The sequence below is a fragment of the Klebsiella scottii genome (assembly GCF_036561945.1).
GTDB classification, from domain to species: domain Bacteria; phylum Pseudomonadota; class Gammaproteobacteria; order Enterobacterales; family Enterobacteriaceae; genus Klebsiella; species Klebsiella scottii.
In genome coordinates this window covers 2,116,302-2,141,843 of record NZ_JARXNI010000020.1, presented here as the reverse complement: position 1 = coordinate 2,141,843, position 25,542 = coordinate 2,116,302, and the positions used below count along the sequence as shown (strand labels likewise).

The following is a 25,542-nucleotide window of genomic DNA, read 5'->3' as shown; positions in this document are numbered from 1 at the left end:
GTTGCCGGCCCGGGACGAGGGCCCGAACCGGCTGCAGTTATCAGGCCCGTTTGGGCGAGCTTTTGGTGCCGTCGCGGGCAATGAGCTGGCTGGCGATAACCATCACCAGCGACAGAATCAACAGGATGGTTGCCAGCGCGTTCACTTCCGGCGACACGCCCACCTTGACCATCGAGTAGATCTTCAGCGGCAATATTTCGTAGCCCGGTCCGGTGACGAACGATGACACCACGACGTCATCCATCGACAGCGTAAAGCTCAGCAGCCATCCCGCCGCCACCGCCGGCAGCGCCAGCGGCAGGATAATCTTACGCAAAATGGTTAACTCGCTGGCGCCGAGATCCTTCGCGGCTTCCAGCATCCGCACGTCGAAACCCTTGAGCCGCGAAAATACCGTGACCACCACGAAGGGCAGGCAGAAGGTAATATGCGAGAACAGCAGCGACCAGAAGCCCAGCTGGATGCCAATCAGCATAAACAGCACCAGCAGAGAAATCGCCATCACAATGTCCGGCGACATCATCACCACAAACAGCATTCCGCTGACGAACGGCTTACCGCGAAAGCGGTAGCGGTATAGCGCGACGGCGGTCAGCGAACCGATCAGGGTGGCAAAGGTCGCCGACAGCACCGCCATAGTGAGCGAATGCTGCGCGGCCTGCAGCAGGCTGTCGTTGTTCATCAGCAGGCTATACCAGCTGGTGGTAAACCCCTGCCAGCTAATGCCAAAACGCGAACTGTTAAACGAGTTAACGATCAGAATAATAATGGGAATGTAGAGATACGCGTAAATGGCGGCCATAAAGCCGCCGCGCAGCAGTCGACCGGTCATTCCAGATCCACCTTATTGTTGAGCAGTCTTGCCGCGCGCCAGTAAATCAGCAGCATCAGGCCCATCACGAGGGTTAACGTAATGCTGGTGGCCGCGCCAAACGGCCAGTCGCGAATATTGAGGAACTGGCTCTTAATGACGTTGCCGATCAGCAGGTTCTTCGCGCCGCCCATCAGGTCGGAGACGTAGAACAGCCCCATCGCCGGCAGCATCACCAGCAGGCAGCCGGCGATAATCCCCGGCATGGTCAGCGGAATAATAATGCGGATAAAGGTTTGCAGCCGGCTGGCGCCGAGGTCTTTCGCCGCTTCCAGCAGCGGGCGATCCAGCTTCTCAATGCTGGAGTAGAGCGGCATCACCATAAACGGCAGCAGAATGTAGACCAGGCCGATAATCACCGCCGACGGGGTGTACATGATGCGCAGAGGCGTTTCAATGACCCCCAGCCACAGCAGAAACTCGTTGAGGTAGCCTTTGGTGCTGAGGAAGATTTTCAGCCCGTAGATACGGATCAGCGAGTTGGTCCAGAACGGGACGATCAGCAAAAACAGCAGCAGCGGACGGACCTTCTCCGGCAGCCTGGCGAGAAACCAGGCAAAGGGATAGCCGAGCAGCAGGCAGGCGAGCGTCGCCAGCAGCGCCATATTCAGCGAGTGCAGCAGCACGGCGTAGTAGAGCGGGTCCAGCAGGCGCGCATAGTTATCCAGCGTAAAGACCATTTTGACGAAGTTAGCGTCGTCGCGGGTCAAAAAGCTGGTGCCGATAATCATCAGGTTGGGCAGGAAAACAAACAGCACCAGCCAGCCGACGATGGTGGCAATCACCACATTTTGGAATTTACTGGTGTTCTTCATCAGCCAGTACAACCTCCCAGCTCTCTACCCAGTTAATGGTCATTTTCTGGTCAAGCGGGTGGTCAAAATCAGGATCGTCCTCGTTGAAGAATTCGCTGACCAGCACCATTTTGCCGTTTTCCAGTTCGACCACCGATTCCAGGGTCATGCCTTTGTAATTGCGTTCACGGATGTAACCGATCAGGCCATCGGCTTCGCTGGCGTCGTGGACCTCATCGACGCGCAGGTCCTCAGGGCGCAGCATGACGTTCAGCGACTGCCCCTTCTCAACGGCAAAATTAACGTAGATATTGCATTCGCGCCCTTCAACGCGGGCGCGGACGCGCTGCTCGTCGAGGCGCTCAATCACCGTCGCGTTAAAGATATTGATCTCGCCGATAAAGCTGGCAACGAACAGGTTCTTCGGCTCTTCGTAAATTTCGCGCGGGGTGCCGTCCTGCTCAATTTTGCCGTCGCGCATCACCACGATGCGATCGGACATCGTCAGCGCCTCTTCCTGATCGTGGGTGACGAAGACGAAGGTAATGCCGAGCTTGCGCTGGAGCGCTTTCAGCTCGTTCTGCATCTGCTTACGTAGCTTATAGTCCAGCGCGGAGAGGGATTCATCGAGCAGCAGCAGGCGCGGCTTGTTGACCACCGCTCTGGCAATGGCCACGCGCTGCTGCTGGCCGCCGGAGAGCTGGTGCGGTTTGCGCTGGGCAAACTCTTCCAGCTGCACCATGCGCAGGGCATCGACGACGCGAGGCGCTATCTGCGCCGCCGGCGTTTTTTGCATCCGCAGGCCGAAGGCGACGTTTTCGAACACCGTCATATGCGGGAACAGGGCGTAGCTTTGAAAGACGGTATTGACGTGGCGGTTTTCCGCCGGAACGTGAGTGATGTCGTGGTCTTCGAGATGAATGTGTCCGCTATCGACATTTTCCAGCCCGGCAATAAGACGGAGAACGGTTGTTTTACCGCAGCCAGAAGGGCCAAGCAGAGTGAGAAACTCACCGTTATTGATGGTCAGATTCAGGTCGGAGATCACCGTTTTGCCATCAAAGCTTTTGCCAATTCCCGCCAGTTGAACCAGCGGCGAACGTGAACGCGGTTGTATATTCAATTTTTGACTCTGTCCCATGTAGACGCAGCGGAAGGCTTACCGATGCGGGGTTTGTGGTTAACCACCTTTGGGGCTGCACATAATTAATAAGGGCAAGCATTCTACGGCAAACGCTACCGATCGCCAATCCTTGTCGCCTGCAGATACCTTACCTTTACAACATTACGCGAGTTAATGTATTAAATTCCTGTTTGCCGGGCTAAAAATGACCTGACGCAATATTTGTCTTTTCTGGCTTATGAATAATGTTGTCACAAAAGATGAGGGTGGCCACATGGATAAATTGCTTGAGCGTTTTTTACAGTACGTTTCTTTAGATACGCAGTCGAAGGCTGGCGTGCGCCAGGTTCCGAGCACGGAAGGGCAGTGGAAGTTGTTGCGCCTGCTGCAGGCACAGCTGGAAGAAATGGGGCTGGTTAACGTGACGCTAAGTGAGAAAGGGACGGTAATGGGGACCCTGGCAGCGAACGTGGCGGGTGATATTCCCCCCATTGGCTTTATCTCCCACGTCGATACGGCTCCTGACTTCAGCGGTAAGCACGTCAACCCGCAAATAGTAGAAAACTACCGCGGCGGCGATATTGCGCTCGGCATCGGCGACGAGGTGCTCTCGCCGGTGATGTTCCCGGTGCTGCATCAGCTGCTGGGGCAAACGCTGATTACCACCGATGGTAAAACGCTGCTCGGCGCGGACGATAAGGCCGGTATTGCCGAGATCATGACCGCGCTGGCTACGCTGAAGGCAAAAAATATTGCCCACGGTGATATCCGCGTGGCGTTTACTCCGGACGAAGAGGTGGGGAAAGGGGCGAAGCACTTCGACGTTGCCGCCTTCGACGCGCGCTGGGCCTACACCGTTGACGGCGGCGGCGTGGGCGAGCTGGAGTTTGAAAACTTCAATGCCGCCTCGGTGACCATTAAGATCGTCGGCAATAACGTTCACCCCGGCACCGCCAAAGGCGTGATGGTCAACGCCCTGTCGCTGGCGGCAAGAATTCATGCCGAAGTCCCGGCCGATGAGGCGCCGGAAACCACCGAAGGCTATGAAGGCTTTTACCATCTGTCGAATATCAAAGGCACCGTCGATCGCGCCGAGATGCACTACATTATTCGCGATTTTGACCGCAAGCAGTTTGAAGCCCGTAAGCGCAGGATGATGGAGATCGCCAAAAAGGTCGGCAAAGGGCTGCATCCGGACTGCTATATCGAGCTGGTGATTGAAGACAGCTACTACAATATGCATGAAAAAGTGATGGCGCATCCGCATGTCGTGGAGATCGCCCGCCAGGCGATGGTCGATTGCCACATCGAACCGGAAATGAAGCCCATTCGCGGCGGCACCGACGGGGCGCAGCTCTCTTTTATGGGATTACCCTGCCCGAACCTGTTTACCGGCGGCTACAACTACCACGGCAAGCATGAGTTTGTGACGCTGGAAGGGATGGAGAAGGCGGTACAGGTTATCGTGCGGATAGCCGAGCTGACGGCGAAGCGGGGCGCGCGATAGCGCCATGCTGAACCGGGCTACCGGCAACGCGCAGGGAGCCCGTAGTCCGGCCAGGGCGCTGGGCGCCGCAGGCCGGGGAATGGTGCCTTAGTCTTCGAAGAACCAGTAGCCGCTGTTGACCAGCGCCGCCAGCATCGCGAGGAAGGACGGATCTTCCAGCGCATCGCCGAAGTGCGCCGCGTTGAGCGCCAGGTGCGTAGCCAGCGCGTCCAGCGCCGGACGATGCGGAGAGTTAATCTGCTCGCCGTTGACGAACACTTCGCCGTCAATGCGCACCACGCGCAGCCCGCCAAGCCTCACCAGCTTATCGCCCTGCTGCAGCGCGTCGTAAATTTCATCCGGCTGATAGGGCGGCTCCGCAGGGGCCACGTCCAGCTCGTGACGGGACTGGGTAATAAACTCGCCAAACCACTGTTTGAAATGCTCTGGCTGATTAATCAGGCCCAGCATCATATCGCGCAGGCGATCCAGCTCGACCGGTAAAATATCCGCCGGATGGTCGCGCGACGGCACGTCGGGATCGGCATAGCGCTGGCTGCCGAGCTCGCGCTGCAGAATATAGTCGGCGAAACCGCTGAACAGCTCGCGGGCGTTCGGCGCGCGGTAGCCCACGGAGTAGTTAAGCGAGTTTTCCAGCGAATAGCCTTCGTGCGGGAATCCTGGCGGAATATAGAGGATATCGCCGGGCTCCATCTCTTCATCGATAATCGCTTCGAACGGGTCAACCTGCAGCAGATCCGGATGCGGGCAGTGCTGTTTCATCGGCACCTTGTCGCCCACGCGCCAGCGGCGGCGGCCGGTTCCCTGAATAATAAACACGTCGTACTGATCGAGATGCGGGCCTACGCCGCCGCCGGGAACGGAGAAGGAGATCATCAGATCGTCGATGCGCCAGTCCGGCAGGGCGCGGAAGGGGTGCATCAGCGCCGCAGTCGGCTCGTGCCAGTTGTTGACCGCCTGCACCAGCAGCGACCAGTTGTTCTCGCTCAGGTGATCGTAGCTTTCGAACGGGCCGTGGCTGACCTGCCATTTTCCGTCCTGATGGCTGACCAGGCGGCTATCGACTTCGTTTTCCATCGCCAGCCCGGCCAGCTCATCCGGGCTAATGGGATCGACGAAATTGGCAAAGCCCCGCTTTAATACCACCGGGCGTTTTTGCCAGTAGCGTTCGATAAAGTCAGGCCAGTTAAGCGTTAATTGATAATCCATTTTTATATTCCACAGCAGGTGTCTGTTTGGGATTATACACGCCATCCCTCAAACTGCCTCTTTGTTGGCAGCGTTTGTTCGTCGGGTCACAGAGATCCGCGACGCCCGCGGGACGCAGGCGTCACTGGGAGAGAAAGGCGGTTAGCCTTCGCTCTCGTCGGGCAGCTGGCGGCCGAAAACCACCTCCATACAGGCGCCGCCGAGCAGGCTGTCGCCGGTAAGAATATCGCCGTCATACTGCTCGACAATATCGCGGGCGACGGCGAGGCCCACGCCCTGGCCGGGACGCAGCGTATCGGCACGCTGTCCGCGATCGAACACCACGCTTCGCTGGCTGTGCGGGATCCCCGGGCCATCGTCCTCCACCAGAATGTGCAGGTAATTATCGTTGGTCTGGCGTACGGAGACTTCAACAAACTCCAGACAATATTTACAGGCATTATCCAGCACGTTGCCCATCACCTCCATAAAGTCGTTCTGTTCGCCGACAAAGCTAATTTCGGGAGAGATATCGAGGGTGATGTTGACCCCTTTGCGCTGATATACCTTATTCAGCGCTGAGGTGAGGCTATCGAGCAGCGGGGCAATGGGATGCAGCTCGCGGCTGAGCAGGGTTCCGCCGCTGCGCATGCTGGCGCGATGCAGGTAGTAGCCAATCTGCTGCGAGATGCGGCTGATCTGTTCCAGCATCACCGGCTCCGCCGCGTTGACGTCAATCTTTTCGCTACGCAGCGAGCGCAGGGTGCTTTGCATGACCGCCAGCGGCGTTTTCAGGCTGTGGGTCAGATCGGTCAGCGTCGTGCGGTATTTATCGTAGCGCTCGCGCTCGCTTTTCAGCAGGCGGTTCAGGTTGCTGACCAGCCGCGTCAGCTCCCGGGTGGTATTCGGGTTGAGCATTTCGCGATGGTGCTCTTCCAGCTCGCGGACCTCTTTCGCCAGCGATTCGATGGGCCGCAGGCTCCACCATGCGGCGACCCACAGCAGCGGAATCACCAGCAGCAGGTTGGCGACCAGCACGTAGATAAACCAGCTCCACACCATATAGGAGCGTTTGAGCTCCACCGGGATGGTGTCGACCACCACGATGCTCAGCTGCGGCATCTTGTCGGTTGCCGGATAGATATTGATGGCCACCGAGTGGGTCATCTCGGAACCATCGTCCTGCTGGCGCAATGCGTCCAGCTCCTCCTGCACTTCGTGGTTATTGCGCAGCAGCATGCTGGTGCTGTCGACGTCGGATTCAATTTCGTGAAAGCCGTTGCTTTTCAGCCATTCCGGCTGAATGCGTTTTGTCAGCCAAGGTACGTCGTGCTGGGTCCACAGCAGCTTGCCGCTGGCGTCGTAGATCAGCGTGACCGTCGGGCTCTGCATATTGAGGTTTTCGGGGATATCAACGTCAATACGGTTGTTCTCCCACTTCGCCAGCATATAGAACAAATTACTTTCGCCGCGCAGCAGGCGGAAGGTGGTTTTGTCGAAGCTGACGCTATAGCCGACCAGCGCGACCATGCCGTAGGCCAGCGAGAGCACCAGCACCACGGCAGCCGTCGCCAGCAGAAAGCGGACGCGCAGGGAAAGCGGCAAAATATGCCGTAGCGGACCTTTCATCCGCGCAGTTCAAATAAATAGCCCTGGCCGCGCACCGTGGTAATCACGTCGTGCGGATGCTGGGCCTGGATTTTTTTGCGCAGACGGCCCATCAGCACGTCGATGGTGTGGCTTTCGCGCAGCTCGGCGTCAGGATAGAGCTGCAGCATCAGCGAATCTTTGCTGACCACTTTGCCGCGGTTGCGGATCAGCGTTTCCATAATGGTGTACTCAAACGCCGTCAGCTTAATCGGCTGCTCGTTGACCGACAGCTCGCGCCGCGACAGGTCGACCTGGAAAGGCGGCAGGGAAATAACCTGCGACGCCAGGCCGCTGTTGCGGCGCAGCAGGGCCTGCATGCGGGCGGCGACCTCTTCGATATGGAAGGGTTTGGTGACGTAGTCGTCCGCCCCGGCGCTCAGCACCTCGACCTTATCCTGCCAGCCTTCGCGGGCGGTGAGCACCAGCACCGGCACCGACACCTCGTGGCTGCGCCAGCGGCGGATCAGCGACAGGCCGTCTTCATCCGGCAGGCCGAGGTCGACAATCGCGATATCCGGCACGTGTTCGCCGAGATAGTAATCGGCTTCTTTTGCATCTTCCGCCGCATCGACCTGGTGGCCTAACTCCTGGAGCTGAACTTTCAGGTGATGGCGCAGTAAAGCGTTATCTTCAACCACGAGTACGCGCATGCCGGTTCTCCATATTCATTATTTGATTTGAATAGTTTAGCGCTAATTATACACGTTGAATATAAACGGCTGTTAAATAACGAATTTCAATTGATTTTTCGCGAGTTTTCCCGCTGAGCCGCCATTTTTGTACCAGGTCATTGATAAGCTGGCGGAATATTGAAACGCGCGGCGCCAGCCGTTATCCGTCCGACTGCACTTTGCGGACTTCGGTCGCCGAAGGCGCCAGCGGGGTGCCGTCTTCGGCAGCCGGCGCCATTGGCGGAACCGCCTGCCGCGTGCGCTTATCGATCAGGACGGAATGAGGCTCGCCGCTTGCGAAAAGATAGTGCTCTCCCCACTGACGCAGCGCGACCACCAGGGGAAACAGGCTTTCTCCTTTTGCGGTCAGGACGTACTCCTGATACGCGGTGCCATCCGAGGCGGCCTGGGTCCTGAGAATACCGGCATCAACCAGCTTATGCAGGCGGTCAGAGAGAATATTGCGCGCCATTCCCAGGCTGCGCTGAAAGTCGCTAAACCGACTCATGCCATCAAAGGCGTCGCGCACGATCAGCAGCGACCAGCGATCGCCGATAATATCCACGCTGCGGGCGACGGGACAGGTTTCGTTTTTCATCATTTTACGCGGCACGATGCGCGCTCCTCGGCGTCATGTAATCTGGTTGCATTTTAAAACTACATGTTCTAGCCTTCAAGTGGTTTTATTTTGAAACCAGATTGCCGAGGCCGAGAATCATGAAGACATCCGTCGTATCGCTATCACCCACCGACCCGGCGGCGGCTATGCCCGCCGGCCTGGTATGGCTGTTCGCTATCGCCAGCGGCCTGAGCGTAGCAAACGTCTATTACGCCCAGCCGTTGCTCGATGCGCTGGCGCGGGAGTTTGCGATCAGCGACGCCGCCGTCGGAGGCGTGGTAACGGCGACCCAGATTGGCTGCGCGCTGGCTCTGCTTCTGCTGGTGCCGCTTGGCGATCGGCTAAATCGCCGGCGGCTGATGGGCGCGCAGCTGATCCTGCTAATCGCCGCGCTGATTGCGGTCAGCGCGGCATCTTCTGCGCTTATGCTGCTGGGCAGCATGCTGGCGGTGGGCCTGTTGGGCACCGCGATGACGCAGGGCCTGATCGCCTATGCCGCCAGCGCGGCCAGGCCGCACGAGCAGGGGCGGGTGGTCGGAGCCGCGCAGAGCGGCGTATTTATCGGGCTGCTGCTGGCTCGGGTATTTTCCGGCGGCATTAGCGATCTCTTCGGCTGGCGCGGGGTCTATCTGTTCGCCGCGCTGCTGGTGCTGGGTATTGCCCTTCCGCTTTGGCGACGGCTGCCGGCGCTGGCGGCGGCAAAGAGTACGCTGAGCTATCCCCAGCTGCTGGCATCGATGCTGACTCTGCTGCGTCAGGAGAAAATACTGCAGGTTCGCGGCGTGCTGGCGCTGCTGATGTTCGCCGCCTTCAATATTTTCTGGTGCGCTCTGGTGCTGCCGCTGAGCGCGCCGCCCTACGGCTTTTCCCATACCGCGATCGGCGCTTTGGGGCTGGTGGGGGTTATCGGGGCGCTGGCCGCCGGGCATGCCGGAAAGTGGGCCGACAGGGGCTACGGGCAGCGTACCAGCGCCGCGGCGCTGGTGATACTGCTGCTTGCCTGGTGGCCGCTATCGCTGATGGCGTGGTCGCCGGTAGCGCTGCTTATCGGGATCGTGCTGCTGGATCTGGGGGGCCGGGCGCTGCATGTGACTAACCAGAGTATGATTTTTCGTACCCGACCCGAAGCCCACGGCCGGCTGGTGGGTCTCTATATGCTGTTTTATGCGGTTGGCAGCGGCCTGGGGGCCGCCGGTACGACGGCGGTTTACGCCGTCGCCGGATGACAAGGAGTGTGCATGCTGGGGGCCGCCGTCAGCCTGCTGGCGCTCATTTTCTGGTTTGCGACCCGCCGCGTGGCGTCTGGCAAATAAAATCCATTCCCCGCGCGCGCTTATACGGTTGGGATGGTGCCGCCGTCAATAACGTACTCGGCGCCGGTTATGGCGCTGGCGCGGTCGGAGGCCAGAAAGGCGATCAGACTGGCTATCTCATCTGGCCGACACGGCCGGCCGAGCGGAATGCCGCCGAGGGCGTCCATAATGATCTTTTGTCCGCCGGCATAGTCGGTACCCGCCTGCGCCGCCAGCCGGTTGGCCAGGCCGACGGCGGCTTCAGTTTCAATCCAGCCGGGGGATACGCTAAGCACGCGCACGCCTGCCGGCGAGACCTCTTTGGACAGGCTTTTGCTGTACACCGATAGCGCGGCTTTGGCAGCGGCGTAGGCGGTGGTTGCTTCCGGCAGCGGCAGCGTCCGCTGAATGGACGAGACGTGGATGATCACCCCGGACTTCCTTTCGACCATCGCCGGCAGCAGCAGCCGATCCAGGCGCACCGCCGGAAACAGATTAAGCGCCAGCTCCCGCTGCCACTGCGCGTCGTCCAGCGCGGCAAACCCGCCGGCCGGCGCGGAAGAGCCCCCAAGCATATGCACGATAATATCAACGCCCCCCAGCTGCTCCTGTACGCGCTTTGCCAGCAGGGCGCAGCCCGCTTCCTCGCTCAGATCGGCGGTGACAAAAAGCGCCTCGGCGGGGCCGGCGGGCGGATGGCGGGCGCAGGTTAGCACCCGCGCGCCGAGCTGGCTGAACAGCGCGACGGTGGCCGCGCCCGCGCCTTTGGTGCCGGAGGTGATCAGGACGCTTTTGCCGCTGAAGGTCAGAAAATCAGCCATTATTTAATCTCCAGACGGGCGATGCGCGCATCCGTCAGCTGAAAGCGGTAATCGAGCACCACAGGGCTGCCGGGGAAATTACCGCTCACCTTAGCGCGCACCGTAACGGTATCGTCACGGCTCAGCGCTTCAAAGGGTTCGGCAACGAACTGGTATTGCTCTCTGGCCGCGACCCGCCATGCCCGAATGGCCTGACGTCCGCGGTAGGTATGACCTTCATCGCGGACGACGGCGTCAGCGGTGAAGGCTTCGGCAATCGAATCCGCATCGTCGGCGGTGAAAAAAACCTGTACAGCTGCTGGCATATCCATCGATAAACTCCGGTAATTAAATGACCTGCTTACTCTAAGAAGTCTTTATAATTTAAACAATTGGGCCCAACCGGGATGCCACAATGAAGGAATCGGGATAATGTCGCGTATTGCGCTTACGGATTTAGATGCTGTTATGGCGATTGCCCGCCGCGGAACGTTTCGGGCGGCGGCCATTGAGCTCGGGGTGTCGACCACCGCGCTGAGCCATGCCGTCGCCAAATTTGAGGCTAGCCTCGGCGTGCGGTTATTTAATCGGACCTCGCGCAGCGTGGCGTTGACCGACGCCGGGCAGCTGTTTATTGCGCGAATGGGCCCCTCGCTGCAGGGCGTTCACGACGCGCTTGAAGAGGTTCGTTCGCGGCGGGAGACCCCTTCGGGCGTGCTGCGGATAAACGCGCCGCCGTTTGCCGGGCGCGCGATTCTGACGCCGCTGGTGCTGGAGTTCCTGCGGCGCTATCCGGAGATGCACGTTGATCTGGTGACGGAAGGTCGGCTGATTGATATCGTCGCCGAGGGGTTTGATATCGGCGTTCGCGTCGCGCATTTGATACCCAATGACATGATCGCGCTCTCCCTCGGGCAGCCGCAGCGCTATGCGGTGGTCGCATCTCCGGGCTATCTGATGAACCGCGAGGCGCCGCGCGAGCCTGCGGATCTGCAAAATCATCCGTGCATTCGGGTGCGGCTGCCCGACGGCTCTCTCTATCGCTGGCATCTGGAAAAGCAGGGGGAGGTGGTCCATCCGGAGGTCGATGGCCCGCTGACGCTGGATGAAGCTTCGCTGGCCCGCGCTGCGGTCCTTGAAAACGTCGGGATCGGTTTTTTTCTTGAGCAAAACGTGATTGACGATATTGCCGCCGGGCGGCTGGTTCGGCTGCTATCGGACTGGACGCCGCCGTTTCCGGGGCTGTGTCTTTACTATCCCGGAAGGCGCAATCCGTCTGCCGGGCTGGCCGCTTTTCTGGCGCTGGCGCGCGAGGTCGGAAAACCCTCTTCCCTTGCGGAAAGAGGGTAGCGGGGCTTACTTCAGCTCATCAACCATAGTGGCCGCGCGGCCGATGTAGTTGGCCGGCGTCATGGCCTTGAGGCGCACTTTTTCATCTTCCGGCAGCGGCAGGCTGTCGATGAACTGCTGCATGCCTTCGGCGTCCACGCGCTTGCCGCGGGTCAGCTCTTTCAGCTTTTCGTACGGCTTTTCGATTCCGTAGCGGCGCATCACGGTTTGAATCGGCTCGGCCAGCACTTCCCAGTTGTGATCCAGCTCATCGAGCAGGCGATCGCCGTTGAGCTCCAGCTTGCTGATGCCTTTCAGGGTGGACTGGTAGGCGATCAGAGAATAGCCGATACCCACCCCGAGGTTACGCAGGACGGTGGAGTCGGTCAGGTCGCGCTGCCAGCGGGAGACCGGCAGCTTGCTCGCCAGATGCTGCATCATGGCGTTAGCCAGCCCCAGGTTGCCTTCGGAGTTTTCGAAGTCGATAGGGTTCACTTTATGCGGCATGGTGGAAGAGCCGATTTCGCCGGCGATGGTTTTCTGCTTGAAGTGGTTGAGCGCGATATAGCCCCACACGTCGCGATCGAAATCGATCAGGATGGTGTTGAAGCGCGCCATGCAGTCGAACAGCTCGGCAATATAGTCGTGCGGCTCGATCTGCGTGGTGTACGGGTTCCACTGAATACCCAGGGAGGTGACAAACTCTTCGCTGAACTGGTGCCAGTCAACTTCCGGATAGGCGACGATATGGGCATTGTAGTTGCCGACCGCGCCGTTAATTTTGCCGAGGATCTCGACCTGGTTCAGCTGACGATACTGACGCTCCATGCGGTAAGCGACGTTAGCCATCTCTTTACCCATGGTGGACGGCGTCGCCGGCTGGCCGTGAGTACGGGAGAGCAGCGGCACGTCGCGGTACTGCGTTGCGAGGTTTTTTACCGCGTCAATCATCTGGCGCCAGTAGGGCAGGACCACTTCGTCACGGGCGGTTTTCAGCATCAGCGCGTGGGACAGGTTGTTGATGTCCTCGGAGGTGCAGGCGAAGTGAATGAATTCGGAAACCGCGTGCAGCTCGGCAACGTCGGCCACTTTTTCCTTGAGGAAATACTCTACCGCTTTCACGTCGTGGTTAGTGGTGCGCTCGATGGTTTTGATACGCTGCGCGTCTTCTACGCTGAAATCGGCGACGATTTTATCAAGGAAACCGATTGCGTCGGCAGCAAAAGCAGGAACTTCCTTGATCGCTGCGTGCGCGGCTAGTTTTTGCAGCCAGCGTACTTCTACCTGAACACGGAACTTCAGCAAACCGAATTCGCTGAAGATACCGCGCAGCGCGCTGACTTTATCGCCGTAGCGTCCATCGACAGGGGAAACGGCGGTCAGTGAGGATAATTCCATAGATCACAACTCCGGGGTTAAATGAGCAAGAATTTGTTTTGCCTGGTTAACCAGACGATTACGAGAAAACATGAGCTGCAGACGTCCGCCGCCAACCTGGTTCCACAGCACCGCCGCGCGGATGCCGGCCAGCAGCGAGGCGCGAACTTTCGCCTGCACCTGCGGGCTTTGCAGCACGGCGGGAGAACCGGTGACCTGGATGCGCGGCCCCAGCGGGCTGATGACGTCAACGTAGATGCCCGCCATCGCGCTAAGCAGGGTTTCGGACTGCAGATCGAAATGTTCCAGCTGGCGGTGCAGGCCGGCGATGCGGTTGCCGAGGGTATCCATCGCGCCTTTACCTGCCGCAAGCTTACGTTCAAGCACCATCATGCTTAAGGTGTAGCGGGTCAGTTCGGCGTTCAGCCCCTGACGGCTGCCGGTGTTGAGTACGCCGAGCAGGGTTTCAAGCCCGAGGCGAAGATTGGCTTCACTGCCACCGAACACCGCCAGCGTTGAATCCGGGTTGAGGTCGATGATGCTGTTCAGCGAGACGTGCAGGGCATCGCTATCGCAATGCCCCTGGTGCGCCAGCTGCTGAACCAGACGGGCTGCCTGGCAAACGCCAGCCAGCGCCAGCGTGATGTCATAGTAATTCTTCGCCACACGTACTCCTTGTAAGCCGCCGGTAGCCGGTTCAGCTATCGGCGGTAAAAACTGTCTGTCAGGCCTGCAGCGGCAGGCGCTGTTCGATAATGCCGCCGCCGAGGCACACTTCGCCGCTGTAGAAGACCGCCGACTGGCCCGGCGTTACCGCCGCAACCGGCTCATCAAAGATGACTTCGATGCGGTCGTCGTCCAGCGCCTTCACGGTGCAGGGGATATCGGTCTGGCGATAGCGGGTTTTCACCGTACAGCGCAGCGTGCCTTTCACCGGCTCGCGATCGACCCAGTGCAGCTGCTGGGCAATCAGCCCCACCGACATCAGGCGCGGGTGATCGTGACCCTGAGCGACCACCAGAATATTTTTTTCGACGTCTTTATCGACGACGTACCACGGATCTTCGCTGCCCTCTTTGGTCCCGCCGATGCCGAGGCCCTTGCGCTGACCGAGGGTATGGTACATCAGCCCCTGATGCTCGCCGATCTCTTCGCCGTCCACGGTGAGGATTTTACCCGGCTGGGCGGGCAGGTAGCGGCCAAGGAATTCGCGGAACTTACGTTCGCCGATAAAGCAGATGCCGGTCGAGTCTTTTTTCTTCGCGGTGATGAGGTCCAGCTCTTCGGCGATTTTGCGTACCTGCGGCTTTTCCAGTTCGCCCACCGGGAACAGGCTCTGGGCAATCTGTTCGTGGCCGAGGGTGTAGAGGAAGTAGCTCTGGTCTTTGTTACCGTCGAGCCCGCGCAGCAGCTGGCTTTTACCGTTAACGTCGGCGCGGCGCACGTAGTGGCCGGTGGCGATATAGTCGGCCCCAAGATCTTCCGCCGCGAACTCGAGGAAGGCTTTAAATTTGATCTCTTTATTGCACAGAATATCCGGGTTCGGCGTGCGTCCGGCTTTATATTCAGCCAGGAACAGTTCAAACACGTTGTCCCAGTATTCGGCGGCAAAGTTTACGGTATGAAGCTCAATTCCGAGCTTATCGCAGACGGCCTGAGCGTCGGCGAGGTCGGCGGCGGCTGTGCAGTATTCCTCACCATCGTCTTCTTCCCAGTTCTTCATGAACAGGCCTTCGACCTTGTAGCCTTGCTGGATCAGCAGCCAGGCGGAAACCGAGGAGTCGACGCCGCCGGACATGCCGACGATCACTTTTTTTGGATTTTCTGACATTGGAATACTCACCACATTGAACTTCAAGGCGGCATATTCTAGCACGCAGTCGCGCCTCAGGCACCCCCTCAAGGGGGCATAGTTTGCGTGCCGCTGCGCTGACCGGCCTTATCTCCGCAGGGGTAGCGCGCGTGCGCGACAAATGCGCCGCTGCGTCCCGGGAGCGCCGGCCCCTGTTTTGCGTGTTAAAACGGCCAGTTAAAGGCCCCGATCAGCGACAGCGGGTGGCGCTGATCGTGCTGATAGCTGCGGATACTTTCCGCTACCAGCTGCGAGCGCAGGTTGGGCGCATTGAGAATTTCCTCGGCGCTGAGCCACAGGCAGCGGTCGATATCGCTATCGTGCGGCTCGGTAGCGCACGTATCGTCAAGTTCGATGGCGAACAGAAAGCGCAAAAACGGCGTGCTGTCCGGCGCGATCCACTGATGCATGCGGATAAAGTGCTGCGGAGTGGCGCGGATCCCGGTCTCTTCCCACAGCTCGCGCTCGGCCGCCTGCACCAGGGTTTCATCTGCTTCAAGATGACCGGCCGGCTGGTTCCACAGCGCCTTGCCGTTGATGGTCTCTTCGACCAGCAGAAATTTGTCTTTAGCGTGCACGATGCAGGCTACGGTGACGTGCGGTTTAAACATATTCCACTCCTGGGATGATTATTCGACCTGGCGCCACTGGCCGTTGCTCAGGCCGTCGAGAGTATAGCCGCCCATAGCGTAGCGAATCAGGCGCAGCGTAGGATAGCCCACGTGCGCGGTCATGCGGCGCACCTGACGGTTGCGGCCTTCATAGAGGGTGATTTTCAGCCAGCTGGTGGGGATCGCCTTGCGTTCACGGATCGGGGGAGTGCGCGGCCACAGCCACTCAGGTTCCGCGACCCGTTCAATTTCTGCGGGCAGGGTGGGGCCGTCGTTGAGCGTAATGCCGTTGCGCAGCGCCTCCAGCGCCTCCGAAGTCGGCTCGCCTTCAACCTGAACGTAGTAAATTTTACCGGTGCGTTTGCCCGGCTGCGTGAGCCGCGCCTGGAGCGCGCCGTCGTTAGTTAACACCAGCAGCCCTTCGCTATCGCGGTCAAGCCGGCCCGCGGCGTAGACATCGGACTGCGGAATAAAATCTTTTAGCGTGCTGCGCCCGGCTTCGTCGGTAAACTGTGGCAACACATCGTAGGGTTTATTGAACAAGATCACGCGGGTTGGTTGGCGTTCTTTGCGTTGTCTGGTGACTTGTTGTGAGCTGAATCGCTCAACGCGATGTTTTCTAAATGAAGTTTTCTGCATGGTATTTTCAGGCCCCGTCAATTGCCGCATTATAGCCTAATTACGAATGCCTTTCATGGACGCAAACATTCAGGTAGTATCGACAGGCTCATCACAATTTTTTAACAAAAATATTGCTCAAACTGATTCGCGCTACCAGAAGGCGGCACGGACGCGGATCTCCGGTTAGCGGGATCACCCGGTAGCGGAGTGGGCGGATAAAGCCAACGCTCGGTTAGTGTGAAAAGGAAGAGCAGAACCAGAAGCGCTCGAAGGAGAGGTTAATGGAAAGCAAAGTAGTAGTTCCGGCGGAAGGTCAAAAAATCACCCTGCAAGATGGCAAGCTGAACGTCCCTAATAACCCGATTATCCCGTTTATCGAGGGTGATGGTATCGGTGTTGACGTGACCCCAGCGATGCTGAAAGTGGTGGATGCCGCCGTTGAGAAAGCCTATAAAGGCGAGCGTAAAATTTCCTGGATGGAAGTTTACACCGGCGAAAAATCGACCCAGGTTTATGGCCAGGACGTCTGGCTGCCTGCCGAAACTCTTGATCTGATTCGTGATTATCGTGTTGCTATCAAAGGCCCTCTGACGACGCCAGTTGGCGGCGGTATTCGTTCTCTGAACGTTGCCCTGCGCCAGGAGCTGGATCTTTACGTCTGCCTGCGTCCGGTGCGCTACTACCAGGGTACACCGAGCCCGGTTAAACATCCTGAACTGACCGATATGGTTATCTTCCGTGAAAACTCAGAAGATATCTATGCGGGCATCGAATGGAAAGCTGACTCCGCTGAAGCCGAGAAAGTTATCAAATTCCTGCGTGATGAGATGGGCGTGAAGAAAATTCGCTTCCCGGAACATTGCGGCATCGGCATTAAGCCGTGCTCCGAAGAAGGCACCAAACGCCTGGTTCGTGCTGCTATCGAATATGTCATCACCAATGACCGTGATTCGCTGACGCTGGTACACAAAGGCAACATCATGAAGTTCACCGAAGGCGCCTTTAAAGACTGGGGCTACGAGCTGATTCGCGAAGAATTCGGCGGCGAACTGATTGACGGCGGCCCGTGGCAGAAGGTCAAAAACCCGAACACCGGTAAAGAGATCATCATCAAAGACGTTATCGCTGACGCCTTCCTGCAGCAGATCCTGCTGCGTCCGGCCGAGTATGACGTTATTGCCTGTATGAACCTGAACGGCGACTACATCTCCGACGCCCTGGCGGCGCAGGTCGGCGGCATCGGTATTGCTCCGGGCGCTAACATCGGTGACGAGTGCGCGCTGTTCGAAGCGACTCACGGTACTGCACCGAAATATGCCGGCCAGGACAAAGTGAACCCAGGTTCCATTATCCTGTCCGCTGAGATGATGCTGCGCCACCTGCAGTGGTTCGAAGCCGCAGACCTGATCGTTAAAGGCACCGAAGGCGCTATCGCCGCTAAGACCGTGACCTATGACTTTGAACGTCTGATGGAAGGCGCTAAGCTGCTGAAATGTAGCGAGTTTGGCGACGCGATTATCGCGAACATGTAATCCAGTTTCTGGGTTAGACAAAAACGGGAGCCAATGAGCTCCCGTTTTTTATTATATGCTGTTCATTTTTGACTTTTATTAGTTTCAATTATCCGGTTTTTTTCTTACTTAAAATCATCTTAAAGCGACTTACCTCGCGGGTAAAAGCGTAAAACAATTTCGCATGCTTCCTCTATTAACCCGGTCAGGCATCTCTGCTCAGTTTGCGCTTTATTCAAAATTAAGTTGGCTCACTATATCCACGATAGTGAAAAGGCTATTTGATCCTGGGCCCTGACCGGAAATTCCTGATTATGGGCGAGGCCAGGTCACAACCTCAGATTTAACTGATTCACCCGACCGGTATTACGGCGTTACCAGGCGGTAACCCGTGCACTATTGTTGATGAGGGAACGCATCAGCGAAATAATGACGATCAATGTAAAGGTTTGTATGATCCTGAGCACAGTTTCTCCTCAATTTACCCTCACCCAGGGCCGCTGTTTCAGGCGTAACGCCGAAGTTAAATGAAAAGACCGATAATTTCAATACGTTATTACTATTCCCATCGCTATGATTTATAAGCAGATTAGTGACTTTTTTTTGCCTGCTTATTATAGGTGTCGTTTTGCGATTTTACTTATTAGCGCACTTACGTTTATTTACATATAAAGCGCAAAGCCATCAAATAATGTAGAAAAAAAGGAGGAGCTATTTCACTGTGTGTACAGTGATAATCATTCTCATTATCATAAGCATTTACTTACAAATATTAACTCTTCTGGGGATTATCTAAGTGAATGTAACTTTATGTAAGAAGCGCCCGATTGCGCTGTTTTTGGCTGGCTTCCTCACCTCACCGGCTTTTGCGGAAGAACCCACGGAGAAACTGGCTGACGATGAAACGATGCTCGTCACCGCTGAGCAGGGCCTGAAACAGCAGCCCGGCGTCTCGATCATAACTGAAGAAGACATTCAAAAAAGCCCTCCCGTGAACGATCTCTCCGACATCATCCGCAAAATGCCCGGCGTGAACCTGACCGGCAATGGCGCCAGCGGCAGCCGCGGTAACAACCGTCAAATCGATATCCGTGGCATGGGGCCGGAAAATACCCTGGTGCTGGTTGATGGCGTGCCGGTGAGTTCTCGTAACTCCGTGCGCTACAGCTGGCGCGGCGAACGCGATTCTCGCGGCGATACCAACTGGGTGCCAGCGGAAATGGTGGAACGTATTGAAGTGATCCGCGGCCCGGCAGCGGCCCGCTATGGTTCTGGCGCTGCGGGTGGCGTGGTAAATATTATTACTAAACGCCCCACCAATGACTGGCACGGCTCGCTGTCACTTTTCACCAATCAGCCGGAAAACAGCAAAGAAGGTGACACCCGCCGCGCGAACTTCAACCTCAGCGGCCCGCTGGCGGGTGACGCGCTAACGATGCGTCTGTATGGCAATATCAACCGCACCGATGCCGATGCCTATGACATAAATACCGCACAAAACGGCTCCTATGCTGCCGGTCGCGAAGGCGTGCGTAATAAAGATATCAGCGGCGTGCTGTCCTGGAAAATGACGCCAGCCCAGATCGTTGATTTCTCCTATAGCTATAGCCGTCAGGGCAATATTTATGCGGGTGATACGCAAAACAGCAATGGTAATAGCAGCGCTGGCGGTTTAGTTGAGTCGCTGTATGGCAATGAAACCAACCGTTTATATCGCCAAAACTATGGCATCACCCACAACGGTATTTGGGATTGGGGAACGTCCAGACTTAATTTTAACTATGAAAAGACCAATAACACGCGTTTAAAAGAAGGTACTGCCGGCAGCGTTGAAGGGATGATCAACAGCGATGTCTATTCGACCAGCCGTCTGGAAAGCTATCGCGCGGGCGGAGAAATCAACTTCCCGCTGCAGCTGCTGGTTGATCAAACGGTGACCCTGGGCGCGGAGTGGAACCGCGATGAGCTCAACGATCCGGCCTCTATGCAGTCGTCAAGCACTAACTTCTATTTACCGGGTAGCTCAGGCGATCCTTCTCAACGCAGCAGTAAAAATTCCGCAACGATTAGCTCGCTCTATTTCGAGGATAATATTGCCGCGACCGACAGCACCGAGATTATTCCGGGGCTGCGCTTTGACTATCACGATAATTTCGGCGCGAACTGGAGCCCAGGCCTGAATATTTCGCAGGGACTGGGGGAATATTTCACCATGAAAGCCGGTATTGCACGCTCGTTCAAAGCGCCTAATCTTTATCAGTCAACGCCGGGCTACCTGCTTTCTACGCGCGGCAACGGTTGCCCGATTGGCCTCAGTCAATGTTATTTACTGGGTAACGATAATCTCGATCCTGAAATTAGCGTGAACAAAGAGGTGGGGATTGAATTCAGTCATGCCGGCTACGCCGCTGGCATTACCTACTTCCGCAATGACTACAAAAATAAAATCGTGTCCGGCACCTCGGCCATTTACACCAACGGCACCTATAACGTGCTGCAGTGGGAGAATGGCGGTAAAGCCATCGTTGAAGGGCTGGAAGGCAACCTGACCATTCCTCTGATTGCCGATACGCTGGAGTGGCGCTCTAACGCCACCTACATGTTCCGTTCTGAAAGCAAGAAGACCGGCAATCCGCTGTCGGTGATCCCGGAATTTACCATCAACTCCCAGCTGGAATGGCAGGCCACTGAAGATCTGAGCGCGAACGTTAACTGGACGCAATATGGCCGCCAGAAACCACGCCAGTATGCGGAAACGTCCCTTGAAAACAATAACGGTCTTTCACAACGTGAAATTAGTCCTTATTCCATCGTTGGCCTGAACGTTAACTACGATATCACCAAAAATCTGCGCGCCAATGCGGGTATCAACAACCTGTTTGATAAGCAGATCTACCGTGAGAACGCAGGGGCTTCGACGTATAACGAACCGGGTCGCGCTTATTACGCCGGCGTAACCATGTCGTTTTAATTAATGGTGGGCGGCCTGAGGGCTGCCCCCACTATTATTTACGGTCCGGCCGATTAATGCGCGATAGCGTTCCTGGCGATGGCTCCCGTTTCTTATGCCGCGCAAAAATTCCCCTCAGCCCTGCTAACCAAACTGGCCGCTACTGAGCCTGTTTTCGCGTCAACGATGATTTGCCTGGGTGGCTTTTGTTTTATCGGCCAGCTATTGGCGCGTGAGCTCAATCAGGGCGCTGATCGGATGAAGGGGAGGCGTTATCCGCCGCTTCCTGGTTTATCTCATCGCCATGCGTGCTGATCAGCTGCGTTAGCGCGATTTGCTCATGGAATTTTGTCAAAAGAAGCTCAGCGTCCGTTTTCAGGAGGTCTTCGGAAGATTCAAGAACCGAATTTATCGCCTTAGAGACGCTGCCTACCAGTTCTGATACGCCGCCTTCTTTGCCGATGGCAAGCATTAAGGCGCTGATCAGTAAAGACTGTGCTTCAACCTGAGCCGCAAGCTGTTTGCTCTCCGCGTCCATAGAAGAGATTTTCGCGATGATGCTGAGAATGACATTGTTCATGATACTCCTCAAATCAATAAGATAAACGGGGTTGCCGATGGCTATCTTCGTTGTTGGTGCGGCGAAATACCCATAGCACATAAATATGCCAGAAAAAATATCTTCAGTGTTAGCAGGGCCGCGATCTTGCAGGAATGCCGCAAGGAAACGGGCGAATATGCTTAACCGCGGTTCATCCGCGCGCGAGGGTCAGGAAGCCGCCTTTTTGCGTTCGGCAAAATAGTGCGCCGGCGTGCTGCCCATCATTTTTCTGAACATGGTTATGAAGGCATTAACGGACTCATAGCCTAATTGCGTCGCGACGTTTTGTACGGACGTACCGCTGGCCAGCTCCTGTAGCGCAATAATCAAATGCAGCTGCTGGCGCCAGCGCCCGAAGGTCAGTCCCGTCTCCCGCTGCATCAACCGCGCCAACGAGCGCTCGCTGAGCGCCAGCCGCTTCGCCCACTCTTGCTGCGTGCTGCGATCTTCCGGATGGCTCACCAGCGAATCGGCCATAGCGCGTATTTTGGCATTGGCTGAGACCGGCAGGCTGAAGTTCTGCTGCGGCATAGCGGCTAACTCATCGAGCGTCACCCGGGTCAGCCTGGCCGCATGGCTATCCGCTGGATACCCGACGTCCTCGCGGGTTAACCGCTCGACCAGCTCTTTGATCAGCGGAGAAACCTCGAGGGTACAGCAGCTATCCGGGAGCGCCGCGGCCCCGGGTTCAATAAATAAATAGTTGAGGTGCGCATTCCAGGTGGCTTTAGCGCTATGGGGGATGCCGCCGGGGATCCACACGGCACAGTCGGGGGGGACGATCCACAGGTTATTTTCCGCGCGACAGATAACGGCGCCGTAAAGCGCGATGATCAACTGCCCCTTACGGTGGGTGTGGACCGGCACTTCCGCGGCGTAGTCAACGAAATCAAGATGCCGGGCGACCGCCGGGCACCCGGCGGCGTCAGGATCAAAGAAGGTGGTGGCGTATTGAGGTTGCATCGCATTGGCAGTATTTAGGGATTTTTTGACAGAATATAGTATTTAATGAGATGTACAAGCCGGTAATAATTGCCGGCATGAGCAAAATATACGTTCGTCCTCCCCGCCTGCTGCGGGCTAAAAGCGTGGTCTTCCGTCGTGCGGGAGCGATACTGGCCTCGCCCGCCTTCCTGAGCGATGCCAATGCCTTGCTGTACTCCGCCAGGAGCTTTGCGGCCGCGATGCTGGCTTATTACATCGCCTTATCTATTGGCCTGGAAAGGCCCTCCTGGGCCATCATTACCGTCTATATTGTGTCGCAAACGTCGGTTGGCGCGTCGCTGAGCAGATGCGTCTATCGTCTGACAGGGACGCTGGCGGGCGCCGGGGCAACCGTTTTAATCGTGCCGGTTTTTGTCAATACGCCGATAGTTTGCAGCGTGGTGCTCACCGGCTGGATTACCTTCTGCCTTTTCCTGTCGCTGCTTGAACGCACGCCCCGCGCTTATGCCTATGTATTGGCCGGTTACACCGCCAGCCTGATTGGCTTTCCCGCGGTACTCGCTCCCGGCACAATTTTTGATGTCGCCATCACCCGGGTGCAGGAGATCGCGATCGGCATCCTCTGCGCCGCCCTTGTCCACAGGTACGTTTTGCCAAAACGGCTATCAGGACTGTTTAACGGCAAGGTAGCGGAAACGCTGGGTTCTGTACGCCAGACGATCGCCCGCGCGCTAACGGGTAAACCCGATGAGGCCTCAGAGAGCCTGCGGCTGGCGCTGGCGCTGCAGTTCCTGCAGGGGGTCAATCACCATCTCCCCTATGACTTTGCGCTCCCGGGTTCCGCCCTGAAGGGGAGAAAAGCCATCCATGACCGGCTGGCGCAGCTGCTGGTGGTCAGCGGCGAATTGCGCGATCGCCTGCAGACGATCGATGCAGTACCTGGCGACCTGCAGCGGCTGCTGGACGATGTCATAAAATGGCTGGCCTGCGAGGAGGCGGGAGAGCGAAAAATAGCGGGAGAAGCGCTGGAAGAACGCAGCGCCCGGCTAACGGCGCGGCTCGCTTCGGATGCGCAGACGTTCGCACAAGAGCTGCAGGTGAGCCTGGCCCGTCATCTCCGGCAGGCAATCAGCCTGCTGCTGCACTGCGAACGACTCGCTGACGCCATCCGCCATGCGCAACCCGCGCAAATACCGACCGAAAGCAGGGCGGTAAAGGGCTACGTTTTCCACCGTGACGGCCTCGCGGCTGCGCGTACCGCGCTGGGGGCTTTCACGATAATACTGAGCGGCTGCCTGGTATGGATTTACTCTGCCTGGCCCGATGGCGGCACGGCGGTTTCCATTCTCGGGGTCTGCTGCACGCTGTTTGGCAGTTTCGATACTCCGGCACCCAATATCGTGAAGTATATCGTCGGCTCAGCCTATGGCGTGACGGCGAGCCTGATCTACAGCTTCGTCCTCCTTCCTCAGATTACCGATTTCAACGTGCTGGTTGCGGCGCTTGCTCCGGTCTATTTACTGGCCGGATCGCTGCAGGCGCGGCCGCCCACCACGTTTATGGCTATGGGGATTACGCTGACGCTGCCCATTTTGTGCGAGCTAGGCGCCCACTACAGCGGAGACTTCGCCGTGGCGGTCAATACGGCCATCGCCCTATTTGCCGCGACCGGTTTTGCCGTGGTGAGCATGAGCGCGCTGCAAACGGTGCAGGCAGACTCCGCCATCAATCGCCTGCTGCGCATTTGCCGGCGCGACGTCAGGCGCAGCCTGAAGGGGACTTTTGCGCCGGATGAGGCGCGGTGGACGAATTTGATGATCGACCGAACGGCGCTCCTGCTGCCGCGCCTGCAGCGAAGCCGGCAATCGTCGGGGCAGGCGCTCAACCAAATGCTGCACCATCTGCGCGTGGGGCTCTGCGTTATGCGGTTACGCCGTTTACGCCTTCAGATGGGGAGTGAAGCGGTAACGGAGATTGACGAGCTGCTTTCCCGGCTGGCCCGCAGGGAAAACACCGCGGCGTTACGCCAGCGAATCGAAGCCATAGCTGAGCGTTATTCTCCGACGACGGATGATCCATCGCGCCGGCTGACAGACGAGCTGGTTGATCTGCACTGTGCCTTGAGAGAACAAAACAGGGAGCCATCCGATGATGAGCGACGTTAATTTTGGCGGAGTCTTCGTCCCCGGTCTGCTGGTGGTCGCTCTGGTGGCCTTAGCGTGTACGCTGCTGCTGGTGCCGCTTTTCACTTTCAGCAGGCTGTACCGCAGTTTGCCCGCTCGCCCGCTGATCGGGTTCGCAACTTATATTTTTACCTTTTTCCTGCTTATGCAGGGACTTAACGCGCTGGGGTTATTAGCATGAAGTCATTTCTATCTCTGTTGAGCCGCTACGCACTGACGCTAAGCGCGGTCGCGGCGGCGTCCATTCTGGCTTTCACGATGTGGCAGCATTATGCCGAGAAACCCTGGACCCGGGATGGTCGGGTTCGTGCGGATGTAGTGCGGATTGCGCCGGATGTTTCCGGGCCCGTAAACGGCGTGGCAGTGAGGGATAATCAGTGGGTCAATCAGGGCGATATTCTCTATACGATCGATCCGCACTGGCTGAAGCTGGCGGTGGTAAGCGCCCAGGCCGAAGTTGAAGCCAGGCGCCATGAGATGTCCATGCGCCAGGATGCCGCCCGTAGACGCGTACAGCTCAGAAGCGTGATTTCAAAAGAGGATCTCCAGCAAACGGACAGCGCGGCGAACGTCGCGGCGGCGAACTATCATGGCGCGCTGGCGTCGCTGGAGCTGGCGCAGCTTAACTTATCCCACGCCACGGTTCGGGCGCCGGTCGCGGGCTACGTCACGCATCTCAGGCTGCGTCCCGGTGATTACGCCACCGCCGGAGTGACCACCGTTGCCGTTATCGATGCGCAGAGCTTCTGGATTGTGGGCTATTTTGAGGAGACGAAGCTGCGTCATATTCGCGTGGGCGATACCGCGCAGATCGCGCTGATGGGATTTGAACCGGCCATAACCGGCCACGTTGAGAGTATCGGACGCGGGATAGGCGACAGCAATGACGAGACGGGCGGGCTGGGTCTACCGGAGGTAAACCCGACCTTTAGCTGGGTGCGGCTTGCGCAGCGAGTGCCGGTACGTATCCATATAGACACGCTACCGGCGGGGATCGAGCTCGTCGCCGGCCTGTCCGCGAGTATCGCCATCATCCCTTAATGGCGA

23 protein-coding genes and 1 pseudogene are annotated in these 25,542 nt (G+C 57.7%); 8 read left to right on the top strand and 16 right to left on the bottom strand.

Annotated features, from left to right (window positions below; genetic code table 11):
* Positions 1 to 40: 40 nt before the first annotated feature.
* From potC to potA, 3 genes are read right to left on the bottom strand one after another with little or no spacing between them, the layout of a single operon-like run.
* A complete protein-coding gene (gene potC / locus QFI97_RS17725) occupies positions 41 to 832 on the bottom strand; it encodes a spermidine/putrescine ABC transporter permease PotC (protein ID WP_346431706.1) in 792 nt (263 codons plus the stop codon).
* Positions 829 to 1,686 (bottom strand): spermidine/putrescine ABC transporter permease PotB, encoded by an 858-nt coding sequence (potB, locus tag QFI97_RS17720; protein WP_095096476.1) that lies wholly within the window; start codon positions 1,684 to 1,686, stop codon positions 829 to 831. Before potB ends, potC begins: the two co-directional genes overlap by 4 nt.
* Positions 1,670 to 2,806 (bottom strand): spermidine/putrescine ABC transporter ATP-binding protein PotA, encoded by a 1,137-nt coding sequence (gene potA, locus QFI97_RS17715; RefSeq protein WP_346431705.1) that lies wholly within the window; start codon positions 2,804 to 2,806, stop codon positions 1,670 to 1,672. Before potA ends, potB begins: the two co-directional genes overlap by 17 nt.
* Before the next feature lie 256 nt (positions 2,807 to 3,062).
* Between potA and pepT the strand changes: the two genes are divergently transcribed.
* The gene (gene pepT / locus QFI97_RS17710) at positions 3,063 to 4,295 is read left to right on the top strand and encodes a peptidase T (RefSeq protein WP_095096482.1); all 1,233 of its coding nucleotides are present in this window, start codon (positions 3,063 to 3,065) and stop codon (positions 4,293 to 4,295) included.
* A gap of 87 nt (positions 4,296 to 4,382) precedes the next feature.
* Here pepT and QFI97_RS17705 read toward each other — a convergent pair whose 3' ends face one another.
* From QFI97_RS17705 to QFI97_RS17690, 4 genes are all read right to left on the bottom strand, one after another.
* Entirely contained in the window at positions 4,383 to 5,504 is a 1,122-nt protein-coding gene (locus QFI97_RS17705) for a ribosomal protein uL16 3-hydroxylase (protein ID WP_095096484.1), read from the bottom strand.
* Positions 5,505 to 5,645: 141 nt separating this feature from the next.
* Complete coding sequence (gene phoQ, locus QFI97_RS17700; RefSeq protein ID WP_346431704.1) at positions 5,646 to 7,112, bottom strand: two-component system sensor histidine kinase PhoQ; 1,467 nt, start codon at positions 7,110 to 7,112, stop codon at positions 5,646 to 5,648.
* Complete coding sequence (phoP, locus tag QFI97_RS17695; RefSeq protein WP_041145006.1) at positions 7,109 to 7,783, bottom strand: two-component system response regulator PhoP; 675 nt, start codon at positions 7,781 to 7,783, stop codon at positions 7,109 to 7,111. The genes phoQ and phoP overlap by 4 nt, the downstream gene beginning before the upstream one ends.
* 181 nt (positions 7,784 to 7,964) lie before the next feature.
* Positions 7,965 to 8,405, bottom strand: coding sequence for a winged helix-turn-helix transcriptional regulator (locus tag QFI97_RS17690; protein ID WP_375215108.1), 441 nt, complete (start codon positions 8,403 to 8,405; stop codon positions 7,965 to 7,967).
* A gap of 116 nt (positions 8,406 to 8,521) precedes the next feature.
* Here QFI97_RS17690 and QFI97_RS17685 point away from each other — a divergent pair.
* Positions 8,522 to 9,736 (top strand): annotated as a pseudogene (locus QFI97_RS17685) (MFS transporter).
* A 20-nt stretch (positions 9,737 to 9,756) separates the two neighbouring features.
* On the opposite strand, the gene QFI97_RS17680 reads toward QFI97_RS17685, so the two are convergent.
* Both QFI97_RS17680 and QFI97_RS17675 read right to left on the bottom strand, forming a co-directional pair.
* Entirely contained in the window at positions 9,757 to 10,536 is a 780-nt protein-coding gene (locus tag QFI97_RS17680; RefSeq protein WP_346431703.1) for an SDR family oxidoreductase, read from the bottom strand.
* Complete coding sequence (locus tag QFI97_RS17675) at positions 10,536 to 10,847, bottom strand: nuclear transport factor 2 family protein (RefSeq protein ID WP_095096497.1); 312 nt, start codon at positions 10,845 to 10,847, stop codon at positions 10,536 to 10,538. The genes QFI97_RS17680 and QFI97_RS17675 overlap by 1 nt, the downstream gene beginning before the upstream one ends.
* Before the next feature lie 100 nt (positions 10,848 to 10,947).
* Here QFI97_RS17675 and QFI97_RS17670 point away from each other — a divergent pair, with 100 nt between their 5' ends.
* A complete protein-coding gene (locus QFI97_RS17670; protein ID WP_346431702.1) occupies positions 10,948 to 11,865 on the top strand; it encodes a LysR family transcriptional regulator in 918 nt (305 codons plus the stop codon).
* A gap of 6 nt (positions 11,866 to 11,871) precedes the next feature.
* On the opposite strand, the gene purB is transcribed toward QFI97_RS17670, so the two are convergent.
* The 5 genes from purB to rluE all read right to left on the bottom strand — a co-directional run bounded on the left by purB (position 11,872) and on the right by rluE (position 16,353).
* Entirely contained in the window at positions 11,872 to 13,242 is a 1,371-nt protein-coding gene (gene purB, locus QFI97_RS17665) for an adenylosuccinate lyase (RefSeq protein ID WP_346431701.1), read from the bottom strand.
* 3 nt (positions 13,243 to 13,245) lie between these two features.
* Positions 13,246 to 13,887, bottom strand: coding sequence for a high frequency lysogenization protein HflD (gene hflD / locus QFI97_RS17660; protein WP_041145013.1), 642 nt, complete (start codon positions 13,885 to 13,887; stop codon positions 13,246 to 13,248).
* 58 nt (positions 13,888 to 13,945) lie between these two features.
* Positions 13,946 to 15,052 carry a tRNA 2-thiouridine(34) synthase MnmA gene (mnmA, locus tag QFI97_RS17655; RefSeq protein WP_143350133.1) on the bottom strand — a complete coding sequence of 369 codons (1,107 nt, stop codon included), beginning with the start codon at positions 15,050 to 15,052 and terminating at the stop codon, positions 13,946 to 13,948.
* Between the two features lie 185 nt (positions 15,053 to 15,237).
* Positions 15,238 to 15,684 (bottom strand): NUDIX hydrolase, encoded by a 447-nt coding sequence (locus QFI97_RS17650; RefSeq protein WP_095096510.1) that lies wholly within the window; start codon positions 15,682 to 15,684, stop codon positions 15,238 to 15,240.
* A gap of 18 nt (positions 15,685 to 15,702) precedes the next feature.
* Positions 15,703 to 16,353, bottom strand: coding sequence for a 23S rRNA pseudouridine(2457) synthase RluE (gene rluE, locus QFI97_RS17645; protein ID WP_331835509.1), 651 nt, complete (start codon positions 16,351 to 16,353; stop codon positions 15,703 to 15,705).
* Between the two features lie 233 nt (positions 16,354 to 16,586).
* Here rluE and icd point away from each other — a divergent pair, with 233 nt between their 5' ends.
* Positions 16,587 to 17,837, top strand: coding sequence for an NADP-dependent isocitrate dehydrogenase (icd, locus tag QFI97_RS17640; RefSeq protein WP_095096514.1), 1,251 nt, complete (start codon positions 16,587 to 16,589; stop codon positions 17,835 to 17,837).
* A gap of 775 nt (positions 17,838 to 18,612) precedes the next feature.
* Positions 18,613 to 20,787, top strand: a complete 2,175-nt coding sequence (locus QFI97_RS17635) for a TonB-dependent siderophore receptor (protein ID WP_331835493.1) — start codon at positions 18,613 to 18,615, stop codon at positions 20,785 to 20,787.
* A gap of 217 nt (positions 20,788 to 21,004) precedes the next feature.
* Here QFI97_RS17635 and iraP read toward each other — a convergent pair whose 3' ends face one another.
* Positions 21,005 to 21,346, bottom strand: a complete 342-nt coding sequence (iraP, locus tag QFI97_RS17630; protein ID WP_095096587.1) for an anti-adapter protein IraP — start codon at positions 21,344 to 21,346, stop codon at positions 21,005 to 21,007.
* Between the two features lie 189 nt (positions 21,347 to 21,535).
* The gene (locus QFI97_RS17625; protein ID WP_346431700.1) at positions 21,536 to 22,330 is read right to left on the bottom strand and encodes an AraC family transcriptional regulator; all 795 of its coding nucleotides are present in this window, start codon (positions 22,328 to 22,330) and stop codon (positions 21,536 to 21,538) included.
* Between the two features lie 77 nt (positions 22,331 to 22,407).
* Between QFI97_RS17625 and QFI97_RS17620 the strand changes: the two genes are divergently transcribed.
* Genes QFI97_RS17620 through QFI97_RS17610 form a run of 3 tightly spaced genes read left to right on the top strand, consistent with a single transcriptional unit; the run spans position 22,408 to position 25,536 of the window.
* The gene (locus QFI97_RS17620) at positions 22,408 to 24,477 is read left to right on the top strand and encodes an FUSC family protein (RefSeq protein ID WP_346431699.1); all 2,070 of its coding nucleotides are present in this window, start codon (positions 22,408 to 22,410) and stop codon (positions 24,475 to 24,477) included.
* Positions 24,461 to 24,676, top strand: coding sequence for a DUF1656 domain-containing protein (locus tag QFI97_RS17615; RefSeq protein ID WP_095096593.1), 216 nt, complete (start codon positions 24,461 to 24,463; stop codon positions 24,674 to 24,676). The genes QFI97_RS17620 and QFI97_RS17615 overlap by 17 nt, the downstream gene beginning before the upstream one ends.
* Entirely contained in the window at positions 24,673 to 25,536 is an 864-nt protein-coding gene (locus tag QFI97_RS17610; protein WP_346431698.1) for an efflux RND transporter periplasmic adaptor subunit, read from the top strand. Before QFI97_RS17615 ends, QFI97_RS17610 begins: the two co-directional genes overlap by 4 nt.
* Positions 25,537 to 25,542: the final 6 nt, after the last annotated feature.